Genomic DNA, 10,625 nt, shown 5'->3' with positions numbered 1-10,625 from the left:
GCGCCACGCCATCGCCGCAGCGCGCCGCATCGGCGGCAGGCAGCACGGGCGCGGCGAGCGACGCCTCGGCCGGCGGGAACGACCCGGGCCTGCCGATCCTCGTCACCAACCCGGGATTCCGGAGCCCGCCGCGGCCGCCAACCTACCCGCAGGCTGCCGTCGCGCGCGGGCTGGAGGGAACGGTGCTCGTCCGCGTGCTGATCGCGCCGGACGGCACGACGCGCGAGGTGGTGCTGCACCGTTCGTCCGGCGCGACGCTGCTCGACCGCGCCGCGCTCGAGGCGGTGCGCCACTGGGCCTTCATGCCCGCCGCGGTGGGTGGCCGCGCGGTACCGGCCTGGGTCGAGGTGCCGGTGCGGTTCCGGCTTGGCTGAGATGACATCAGGAGCGAGGAGAGAGTGACGATGCACGCCGAAGCACAGACATCGCTGCCGCAACGGTTCGCCGCGCTGAAGGCGGAGCGGCCCCAGCTTCGCGTGCGCGACGCCGCGGCGACGCTCGGCGTGCCGGAGGCCGCCATTGTCGCCGCCCTGCCCGGTGCCGTACGGCTTGCACCCGGCTGGCCAGCTGTGCTCAGCGCCATCTCGGCATCGGGCGACGTGATGGCGCTGACGCGGAACGAGGCCGTGGTGCACGAGCGCCACGGCACCTACGGGGCTGCGGAGATCCACGGCAAGGTCGGCCTCATCCTCGGCGAGGAGATCGACCTCAGGCTCTTCCTCGCGCACTGGGCGCATGCCTGGTTCGTGCCGGCGGGCGAGCCGGGCAGCCCGCGCGGCTCGGTGCAGGTGTTCGACGCGGCCGGCATCGCGATGCACAAGGTGTTCGTGACGGAGCGGACCGACGCGGTGGCCTTCGGCGCCATCGCCACGCGCCTCGCGCACGACGACCAGGAATGCCCCGCCTTCGCCGCGCCAGCGCCTGCCCCTGCTCCTGCCGACGACGGCGCCATCGACGGTGCGGGCCTGCGCGCGGCCTGGGCGGCGCTCACCGACACGCACGACTTCGTCCGCCTGCTGCGGCGCTTCGGCGTCACGCGCGCGCAGGCGATGCGCCATGCAGGTGAGGATTTCGCGCGCCGCATCGGCCCCGCGGCGCCGGTGCGCGCGCTCGAGGCGGCCGCGGAATCGGCGCTGCCGGTGATGGTCTTTGTCAACAGCCCCGGAACGATCCAGATCCACACCGGCCCGGTGCGGCGCATCGAGACCATGGGGCCGTGGTTCAACGTTCTCGACCCGCGCTTCAACCTGCACCTGCACACCGGCAAGGTCGCCTCCGCCTGGCTCGTGCGGAAGCCGACCTCGGACGGCATCGTCACCGCCATCGAGGCCTTCGATGCCGATGACCAACTCGTGCTGATGCTGTTCGGCAAGCGCAAGCCGGGAGAGCGCGAGGACGAGGCCTGGCGCACACTCGCCACCACCGTTGCGGCGGCGGAGGCGCTGCAATGCTGAGCCGTCGCGCGGCCCTCGCCCTGCCGCTGCTCGCCGCCGTGCCGACGCATGCGGCCTCGCGGCGCGTGGTGATCGCCGGCGGCGGCATCGCCGAGATCGCGACGGCGCTGGGCGCCGGGCCCGAGATCGTTGCCGTCGACAGCACGGCACTGTTCCCGACGCGGCTGCGCGCGCTGCCGCAGGTCGGCTACCTGCGCGCGCTCGGCGCCGAAGGTGTCCTCTCCGTCTCGCCCGACCTCCTGTTGCTCGCGCATGAGGCAGGTCCCCCCGAGGCGGTCGCGCAGCTCATGCGCAGCGGCGTGACGGTCGTGCGCGCACCGCAGATCACTGGCGCGGGTTCGCTCGCGGCCGCGGTCCGCCTGGTCGCCGCCGCACTCGGCCGCGAGGCGGCGGGCGAGGCGATGGCAGCGGCGATCACGGCAGACTTCACCGCGCTCGCGACCGCGGTCGCGCTGCTGCCACGGCGCCCGTCGGCGGTCTTCGTGCTCGCCGTCGGCGGCGGCGCGCCGCAGGCGTCTGGCGAGGGAACGGCGGCGGCGTCGATGCTTGCGCTCGCCGGTGCGCGCAACGCCGTCACCGGCTATCGCGGCTACAAGCCCGTCGCTGCCGAGGCGCTGCTGGCCGCCGAGCCGGATGCGGTGGTGACGACGACGCACACCCTCTCCGCCATCGGCGGCATCGAGGCGCTGGCAGCCTCGCCGGCGCTCGCGCTGCTGCGGGCCACGCGCGCACGGCGGATCATCGCGCTCGACAGCCTCTACCTGCTGGGCTTCGGCCCGCGCGCCGCCCATGCCGCGCGCGACCTCGCCGCTGCCCTGCATGGCGACGGTGCGCTGCCTCCGCTGCCCGAGCGTCCGTGGCTGAAGGACGCAGCGTGAGCCCCGCGCTCGCATTGCCGCAACGACGGCGGCTCGGCACGCGCGCGGCCCTTGCGCTCCTCGCTGCCCTGCTTGCCGCGACGCTTCTCGCGGCGCTGGCGACCGGGCCCGTTGCGCTCTCGCCCGCGCGCGTGTTCGCGGTGCTGATGGGCGATGCCGCTGCGCCGCGCGATGCGGCGATCGTGCTGACGCTGCGCCTGCCCCGAACCCTGCTCGCCGCCGTGGTCGGCGCCGTGCTCGGTGCCGGCGGGGCGGTGATGCAGGGGCTGTTCCGCAACCCGCTGGCCGACCCTGGCCTGCTCGGCGTCTCGGCCGGCGGGGCGATGGGGGCGGTGACCTCGATCGTGTTCGGCGCCGCCTTGCTTCCCGCGGCGCTTGCCCCGCATGCAGGTGCCGCGGCGGCTTTCGCCGGGGCGCTTGTCGTCACGCTCGCTGTGCAGCGGCTCGCCACCGTCGAGGGCCGCGTGCTGGTCGGCGCGATGCTGCTGGCCGGGATCGTGTTCAACGCACTCGCCGGGGCGGTGACCTCGGCGATGATCTTCGCAGCCGACGACATGCAACTCCGCGACATCCTGTTCTGGACGATGGGCAGCGTTGCGGGCGCGAACCCGCGCACACTCGCCATCGTCGCGGCGGCGTCGCTCCCGCTGCTCATCGCCGCACCGCTGCTGGCGCGCGCGCTGAACGCGCTGATCCTGGGCGAGCGCGAGGCGATGACGCTCGGCATCGCCGTCGAGACGGTGAAGCGCCTTGCCGTCGTGCTCGTCGCGCTGGCGGTCGGCGCCTCTGTGGCGGCGTCGGGCATGGTCGCCTTCGTCGGTGTGATCGCACCGCATCTCTGCCGCCTGGCGCGCGGGGCCGACCATGGCTGGGTGCTGCCAGGCAGCGCGCTCATTGGCGCGGCGCTGCTCGTCGCTGCCGATACGATCGCGCGCACCGTGCTGGCACCCGCGGAGTTGCCGATCGGCCTCGTCACCGCACTGCTCGGCGGGCCGTTCTTCCTGGCACTCCTGCTCCGCCAGCGCCTGGCGGTCGACGGCACATGATCGCCGCGCACGGCATCCGCGTCGCCCGGTCGGGGAGGACGCTGCTCGCTGTGGCGGAACTCTCGCTCGCGGGCGGCATCGTGACGGGCGTCGTCGGGCCGAACGGCGCGGGGAAATCGACGCTGACGCGCGTGCTGGCGGGCGAGCTGCACCCCGATACGGGCGATGTCCGTTTCGAGGGCGTTCCCATCGCGGCGATCGCGCCGACTGCCCTCGCGCAACGCCGCGCCGTGCTGCCGCAATCGAGCACGCTCGGCTTTCCCCTCGCGGCCGAGGATGTCGTGCGGCTCGGGCGCATCCCGCATGCCGGTGCGGTGGCAGCCGCCGAGGACGAGGCAGCCGTTGCGGCCGCCATGGCGGAAGCGGGTGTCGTGCATCTCGCGCATCGCGGCATGGCAACGCTTTCGGGTGGCGAGGCGCAGCGTGTGCAGCTTGCCCGCGTCCTCTGCCAGCTTGCCGGCCCCGATCCCGCCCGTACGGCGCTGTTCCTCGACGAACCGACCGCGAGCCTCGACCTCGCGCACGCACACGCCATCCTGGCCGCCGCCGCGGCGCGCGCGCGGGCGGGCGCGGCGGTGCTCGCCGTGCTGCATGACCTCTCGCTCGCCGCCCGCTGGTGCGACCGCGTGCTGGTGATGGAGGCGGGCAGGATCATCGCCGACGGCGTTCCAGCCGACGTGCTCGACGACGCGCTGGTCTCGCGCGTCTGGGGCATCGCCGTGCGCAGGCTCGCGGGAGAGGGGGCGCGCGACCTCGCCTTCCTCGCGACGCAGGCGTGACCGTGGGTTGACGCGCGGCGGCGCGCTTGCTGCGATGCGGCATCCCCGTCACTCCCGCACGCCGGAGCACCCATGGCCAAGCACCGCCTCGACGCCTCGCCCGAGACCGTCCACTGGGGCTATTTCGATGCGGCGCTGAAGCCGAAGCTGACGGTGGCCTCGGGCGATACGGTCGATGTCACCTGCGTCTCGGGCCGCACCGAGGTGATGCCGCCGCCGGAGAGTGGGCTTGCCATCCCGCCCGCGCTCGCCGCGATCAACGCGACGATGGCGCCGGAGCTCGGCGCGCATATCCTGACGGGCCCGATCGCCATCGCGGGGGCTGAGCCTGGCGACATGCTCGAGGTGCGGATCGAGGCGATCAGCCCGGGTGCTGACTGGGGCTACAACATGGTCCGCCCGCTCGTCGGCACGCTGCCGGAGGATTTCCCCGTCACGCGCTTGCTGCACATCCCGGTCGACCGTGCGCGGAACACGTGCAGGCTGCCCTGGGGCACCGAGCTGCCGCTGAGCCCGTTCTTCGGCGTGATGGGCGTCGCACCCCCGCCGGTCTATGGGCGGATCGCCTCGAACCCCCCGCGCGAGCATGCGGGCAACCTCGACAACAAGGAGTTGGTGGCGGGCACGACGCTGTTCCTGCCGGTGTGGGTGCCGGGGGCGAATTTCTCGATGGGCGACGGCCACGGCGTCCAGGGCGATGGCGAGGTGTGCATCACCGCGCTGGAGATGTGCCTCGACGGCACCTTCACCTTCATCCTGCACAAGAAGACCGGCCCGGCCCCCGTCCTCACGTTCCCCCGGGCGGAGACGAAGACGCACTACGTCTCGATGGGCCTGAACGAGGACCTCGATCTCGCGATGAAGCAGGCGCTGCGCGAGATGATCGCGTTCATCGCATCGCGGTCGAACCTCTCGCCGCTCGACGCCTACCAGTTCTGCTCGATGGCCGCCGATTTCCGGGTGACGCAGACGGTCAACGGCGTGAAAGGCGTGCACGGCATGTTGCGCAAGGAGCTGCTCTGACGCCCATGGCTCCCGGCACCCCCGGAACTTGTCCACAGATTTTTGGACTCGCGCGGCCTACTACCCGTTGTGTGAGCACGCCGGCTTCTGATACCGTATCTGGTAGACGGAAGGCCAACGACAGCGGGAGCCCGCGCCATGGACTGGACCGAGGAAGCGATTGCCACGCTTCGAGTTCTCTGGGCCGAGGGTCATTCGACCGCCGAGATCGGGCGGCGGATGGGCATCTCGAAGAACGCCGTGGTCGGCAAGGCGCACCGCCTGAACCTGGCGGCGCGCCCCTCGCCGATTCGTCGCGTGCCGGGCCAGGCCTTGCCGCCGCGGGCGCCACGCACGGCCCCGCGCCCGGCCATGCCGCGGCCGATGCCGATGCTGCCCGCCGCGCGCAGCCCGCTTGGCCAGATGGTCGGCAGTGCGCACGCCCAGATGAGTTCCCAGATGGGTACGCAGCAGCGGCCGACGCAGACCGCTCCTGCCCCCTCGCCGCGCACGGTCACGCAGCGCTTCGGCAACGCTTCATGCTGCTGGCCGATCGGCGAGCCAGGCAAGTCCGGGTTCCGCTTCTGTGGCTCGGGGGCGATGGCCGGCAAGCCCTATTGCGAGGAGCACGCAGCCCTCGCCTATGTCCGCGCCAAGCCGGACCGGCGCGAGGATGCCGCCTGATCCATTCACCGGATCGTGTGGGGGCTGACGGCCCCTCCGACAGGTGACCGACAGGCCGGCGGACGCGCTGGAGACCACGTCATCCGTGAAGCCGGCCGACAGGCCGGGCCTGGGCATCGGGCTGATGCTTGGCGCGCTGTTCCTGTTCGTGATGATGGACGCTGCCATCAAGGCCTCGGTCAAGGACCTGCCGGTGATGCAGGTGCTGTGGGCGCGCTTCCTGTTCCACATGATCGTGGTCTCGGCCGCCCTCGCCGCCACTGGGCGGCGCCTGCCGCCACGCACCCGTGCGCCGGGGTTGCAGGCAATCCGCTCGCTCTGCCTCACCGTCGCCAATCTCTGCTTCACGTTGGCGCTCGTTCACGTGCCGCTCGCCGAATGCACCGCGATCGGCTTCGTCAGCCCGCTGATCGTCACGCTGCTCGCGGCACGGGTGCTGAAGGAGCCGGTGGGCTGGCAGCGCTGGACGGGCATCCTGGTGGGATTCGCGGGGGTGCTCATCATCATCCGCCCCGGCGCGGGCGTGACGCACCCGGCAGCCCTCTGGGTCGTCGCGACCGCCGTGGTGTTCGCCGTCTACTCTGTGCTGACGCGCCGGCTCGCGGGGGTGGACGATGCCTTCACCACGATCTTCCACACCGGCGTTGCCGGCACGGCGCTGACCACGTTGATCGTGCCCTTCTTCTGGGTGTGGCCGAGCCTCGGGCAATGGGCGCTGCTCGCCGTCCTCGGCACGCTCGGCGGGGTCGGGCATTTCCTGCTCATCCTCGCCTACCAGCGGGCGCAGGCCTCCGTGCTGGCCCCCTTCGCCTATTCGCAGATGATCTGGGCGACGCTCGCGGGATTTCTTCTCTTCGGCGAGCTCCCGGATTCGGTCGCCGGGATCGGGGCGGTGGTGGTCGCCGCCGGGGGATTGTTCGTGTTCTGGACCGAGACGCGCAGCCAACCCCAGGCGCGCGAGAGAACGCAGGCGTGAGAAATCGGGCCATTGCGGAACGGCCCGGCAGGGAGTAGCCCATGCGGGACATGAGTGTGATCATCGAAGGGGGGCAACCCCAGCGGGGCCAGGGTGGGGGACAGGGCGCGCCAGCCGTGCCGCTCGACGCTCAGGCAGTCCGTGACGCCTACCGCCGCTGGGCCGGTGTCTATGACACCGTGTTCGGCTTCATCTCCGCCCCCGGCCGCATGCGCGCTGTCGCCGCGATCAACGCGTTGCCGGCGGAACGCGTGCTGGAAGTCGGCGTCGGCACCGGGCTTGCCCTGCCGCACTATACGCCCGCCAAGCGCGTCACCGGCATCGACCTGAGCCCCGAGATGCTCGAGGTGGCCAGGCGTCGCGCGCAGGATGGCATGCCGGCGACGATCGAGGCCCTTCTCGAGATGGACGCCGAGGCGATGACCTTCCCCGATGCGAGCTTCGATGCCGCGGTGGCGATGTTCGTCGCCTCCGTCGTGCCGAACCCTCGCCGGATGATGGCCGAGATGCGCCGCGTGGTGCGCCCGGGCGGCACGATCATGCTTGTGAACCACTTCCTTGCGCCGAAGCCCGGTATCCGCCGCGGCCTCGAGCGGATCGTGGCACCGTTCAGCCGCGCGCTTGGCTGGCACCCTGATTTCGCGATGGATACGGTGCTGAGCCCAGCGCAGATGGCAGCGGCGACGCTTCAGACGTGCAACCCGCTCGGCCTCTTCACGCTGGTCACGGTGCCGCGCGACGTTGTTTGACCACGCCTCGCCTGAAGGGCGATAGCTGCGCGGCGAGCGCGAAGCCCAGCCCTGCCATCACAGCAATCATCCCCGCCGCGTTGAACCCCTGTGCCGCCCCGAGGGCGGCCGGCACCAGGGCCGCCGCGAGATAACCGACCGTCGCGATCGCAGCGCCGACCGCGGCTGCCAGCAGGAACTGCGCGGCATAGCGCTCGGTCAGCAGACGCGCGATCGCCGGCGGGCCGATCAGCGCCGCGATCACCAGGATCGAGCCGACGGCCCAGAACGCCGCCACGCAGGCCGCCGCAATCAACAGCATGAGCAGCGCGCGCACCGGCCGCGGGTCGAACCCGATCACCGCGCCGAAGGCCGGGTCGAACGCCGCAAGCCGAAGCTCCTTCCAGAACAACAGCAGGCAGGTGAGCGTGACCGCGAACATGCCCGCGAGCAGCCACAGCTCCTCCGGCAAGGCGGCCAGGGCCACGGGGTCGATCAGGCTGGCCGGCCCCTCGGCCGCGGGCCAGATCAGCGTCTCGAGAATGCCGTAGAGAACGCAGTCGATGTCGAGGTCGACGCGGTCGGCCCCCGACCAGACGAGCATGAGAAGCCCGAGCGCGAAGAGGCCGGAGAACACGACCCCCATCGCAGCCCCGGGTTCGAGGCGGCCAAGGCGCCGAATGAGGCCGATGAGCACGACGGCAACGACGGCAGCGCCCATCGCGCCGGCCAACATCGGCAGCGAGGCCCGCGTGCCGGTCACCCAGAACCCCGCGGCGATTCCCGGCAGCACGGCATGGCTGATCGCGTCGCCCATCATGCTATTGCGCGTCAGCAGCAGCAGCGTGCCGAGCAGCCCGCAGGTGACGCAGGCGAGGATCGCCGCCAGCATCGGCACGAGGTCGAGCTGCATGAACTCGACGACGCTCACGCTGGTGCCCCCTCGACCGGCGGCGGCACGGCCAGCCGCGCGATGGCGGGGTCAGCGGAGGCGAGCCAGGCCTCGACCTCCGCCTCCACGTCCGGCGGCAGGGTGTGCTCGATCAGGTCGGCACCACGATGGGCGGCGAAGGCGCGCACCCCGCCGGCCCGCGTCAGGTAGAGCTCCCACACGCGGTGGCGGCGCACCACGCCCTGTGCCGCGACGATTCCAGCTGGCGTCAGGCGCAGGAAGCCGGGCTCATGGGCTGGGCGAACAAGGCCGGCGGCCCGCAAGGCGGTGACGGCGATGAGGCTGCGCGGCCCGCTCCACCCCCAGGCCGCGGCGATGGCCGCAGTCGCGAAGGGAGCATCCGGACCCAGCCGAAGCTGCTCGAGTTCCTCCCACGCGCCGCGCAGCAGGTGGTCACGCCCGATGCGATAGCCCATCCGTGCCCGGCCGAGCCCCGCGGCAACGACGCCGCGCGTCGGCGAGAGCGTCAGTGCGATGAGGAAGAGGGCGCAGGCGGTGACGGTGATCACCGCCCCCGTGGGCAGCCCAGGCGCTGCCGCGGAGAAGGACGCGCCGACCCAGCCGCTCACAGCACCGAGCGCGGCGGCAAGCGGGGCCATGATGGAGAGACGCTCGGTCAACAGCCGCGCGGTAACGGCGGGGATCACCATCAGCGCGACGACCAGGATGAGCCCGACGGCGCGCAGGCCAGCAACGGTGACGAGCAGCATCAGCGCGGTGAGGGAGAGGTCGAGCGCACGCACCGGCAGCCCCGACGCTGCCGCGAAGGCCTCGTCGAAGCAGAGGACGCGCAGCGGGTTGAACAGCAGCACGGCGATGACCGAGGCGACGAGTGCGAGGCCGATCAGCGTCTGCGCCTCGACCTCCGCCAGGCCGGCCGCCTGGCCGAGGATGAAGTGCGACAGCCCCGCCTGCCCGCCCGTGGGCAGCGACTGCACGACCGACATGAGCACGACGCCAAGCCCGAACCCGGCGGAGAGCACGAGTGCCATCGCGGCATCGTCGCGCACCCGCCGCGTCGCTGCCGCCGCCCGCACCGCGAGCGCACCGAGCGCGGCCGAGAGCGCGCCGCCGGCCATCAGCAGCCAGAGATTGCGCGGGTCGAGCCCAAGCGCCGTCGCGCCGATGAAGGCGGCCGCCACGCCAGGCAGCGTCGCGTGTGCTGCGACATCGGCGATCAGGGCGCGGCCGCGCAGCAGAACAAAGCAGCCGACAAGCCCCGCCGCGAGACCGAAGGCGGCACAGCCGAGCACCACGACGGCAGCGTTGTGGCCGAGGGAGAGTGTCAGCGCCGCGAAGAAGTCGGCGTTCATCATCCCCCTTCCATCATCCCCGGGGTGCCGCACCTGGCGCGCCGGCTGCGGCGGCGACGGCCTGGTCGAGCAGCGAGAGGCGTCCGCCATAGGCGCGGGCGAGATTGTCGGGCGTGAAGGCGGAGCTCATCGGGCCGGAGGCGATGGCGCGCAGGTTCAGCAGCAGCACGTGGTCGAAATAGTGCGGCGCGGTGGCGAGGTCGTGATGCACCACGATCACCGCCTTGCCCTGGTCGGCGAGGCGGCGAAGCACGGTGACGATCGCCTTCTCGGTCGCGGCATCGACGCCGGCGAAGGGCTCATCCATGAAGTAGAGATCAGCCTCGAGCGCAAGCGCGCGAGCGAGGAACACGCGCTGCTGCTGCCCGCCCGAGAGCTGGCCGATCTGGCGGGACGCGAAATCGGCCAGCCCCACTTCGGCGAGCGCAGCCCGCGCCGCCTCGCGCTGGAATCGGCCGAGCGGGCGCAGCCACCCGGCGCGGGGATAGCGGCCCATCGACACGACATCGAGCGCGGTTGCGGGAAAGTCCCAATCCACCGAGGCGCGCTGCGGCAGGTAGCCGACGCGCCGGCGCACCGCGGCCAGCGGCTGGCCGAAGATGCGCACCTCGCCCGACAGCCGCGGCACGAGATCGAGGCAGGCCTTGATCAGCGTCGACTTGCCCGCCCCGTTCGGCCCGACGATCGCGACCAGCCCCGACGACGGCGTCGCCCAGCCGACTTCCCACAGCACCGGTGCCTCGCGGTAGGCGACCGTCAGATGCCTGACCGAGAGGGCCGGGATCGGCAGGGCGGCGGTGTTGTTCATCGGTG

The 10,625-nt window shown here is 72.2% G+C and carries 12 protein-coding genes; 9 read left to right on the top strand and 3 right to left on the bottom strand.

Annotated features, from left to right (window positions below; all coding sequences use genetic code 11):
* From Q0C38_RS20665 to Q0C38_RS20625, 9 genes are all read left to right on the top strand, one after another.
* Positions 1-374: energy transducer TonB (locus Q0C38_RS20665; protein ID WP_291299027.1), on the top strand; the 374-nt coding region annotated here is incomplete at its 5' end.
* 30 nt (positions 375-404) lie between these two features.
* Positions 405-1,454 (top strand): hemin-degrading factor, encoded by a 1,050-nt coding sequence (locus Q0C38_RS20660; RefSeq protein ID WP_291299026.1) that lies wholly within the window; start codon positions 405-407, stop codon positions 1,452-1,454.
* The gene (locus Q0C38_RS20655; protein ID WP_291299025.1) at positions 1,448-2,332 is read left to right on the top strand and encodes a hemin ABC transporter substrate-binding protein; all 885 of its coding nucleotides are present in this window, start codon (positions 1,448-1,450) and stop codon (positions 2,330-2,332) included. The genes Q0C38_RS20660 and Q0C38_RS20655 overlap by 7 nt, the downstream gene beginning before the upstream one ends.
* Entirely contained in the window at positions 2,329-3,378 is a 1,050-nt protein-coding gene (locus tag Q0C38_RS20650; RefSeq protein ID WP_291299024.1) for an iron ABC transporter permease, read from the top strand. The genes Q0C38_RS20655 and Q0C38_RS20650 overlap by 4 nt, the downstream gene beginning before the upstream one ends.
* Positions 3,375-4,157: a heme ABC transporter ATP-binding protein gene (locus tag Q0C38_RS20645; RefSeq protein WP_291299023.1), complete on the top strand. Its 783-nt coding sequence runs from the start codon at positions 3,375-3,377 to the stop codon at positions 4,155-4,157. Before Q0C38_RS20650 ends, Q0C38_RS20645 begins: the two co-directional genes overlap by 4 nt.
* Before the next feature lie 72 nt (positions 4,158-4,229).
* Positions 4,230-5,180: an acetamidase/formamidase family protein gene (locus Q0C38_RS20640; RefSeq protein ID WP_291299022.1), complete on the top strand. Its 951-nt coding sequence runs from the start codon at positions 4,230-4,232 to the stop codon at positions 5,178-5,180.
* Between the two features lie 138 nt (positions 5,181-5,318).
* Entirely contained in the window at positions 5,319-5,843 is a 525-nt protein-coding gene (locus Q0C38_RS20635; protein ID WP_291299021.1) for a GcrA family cell cycle regulator, read from the top strand.
* 43 nt (positions 5,844-5,886) lie between these two features.
* Complete coding sequence (locus Q0C38_RS20630; RefSeq protein WP_291299020.1) at positions 5,887-6,819, top strand: DMT family transporter; 933 nt, start codon at positions 5,887-5,889, stop codon at positions 6,817-6,819.
* Positions 6,820-6,869: 50 nt separating this feature from the next.
* A complete protein-coding gene (locus tag Q0C38_RS20625) occupies positions 6,870-7,568 on the top strand; it encodes a class I SAM-dependent methyltransferase (RefSeq protein WP_291299019.1) in 699 nt (232 codons plus the stop codon).
* Here the strand turns inward: Q0C38_RS20625 and Q0C38_RS20620 are convergent.
* Genes Q0C38_RS20620 through Q0C38_RS20610 form a run of 3 tightly spaced genes read right to left on the bottom strand, consistent with a single transcriptional unit; the run spans position 7,543 to position 10,620 of the window.
* The gene (locus tag Q0C38_RS20620) at positions 7,543-8,478 is read right to left on the bottom strand and encodes a metal ABC transporter permease (protein ID WP_291299018.1); all 936 of its coding nucleotides are present in this window, start codon (positions 8,476-8,478) and stop codon (positions 7,543-7,545) included. The genes Q0C38_RS20625 and Q0C38_RS20620 overlap by 26 nt on opposite strands.
* On the bottom strand, positions 8,475-9,815 hold the full coding sequence (locus Q0C38_RS20615; protein WP_291299017.1) for a metal ABC transporter permease: 1,341 nt from the start codon (positions 9,813-9,815) through the stop codon (positions 8,475-8,477). The genes Q0C38_RS20620 and Q0C38_RS20615 overlap by 4 nt, the downstream gene beginning before the upstream one ends.
* Positions 9,816-9,825: 10 nt before the next feature.
* A complete protein-coding gene (locus Q0C38_RS20610) occupies positions 9,826-10,620 on the bottom strand; it encodes a metal ABC transporter ATP-binding protein (protein WP_291299016.1) in 795 nt (264 codons plus the stop codon).
* Positions 10,621-10,625: the final 5 nt, after the last annotated feature.

Source organism: Elioraea sp. (assembly GCF_022842375.1).
Classification (GTDB): Bacteria; Pseudomonadota; Alphaproteobacteria; order Acetobacterales; family Acetobacteraceae; genus Elioraea_A.
This window is presented reverse-complemented; position numbering and strand designations above follow the sequence as displayed.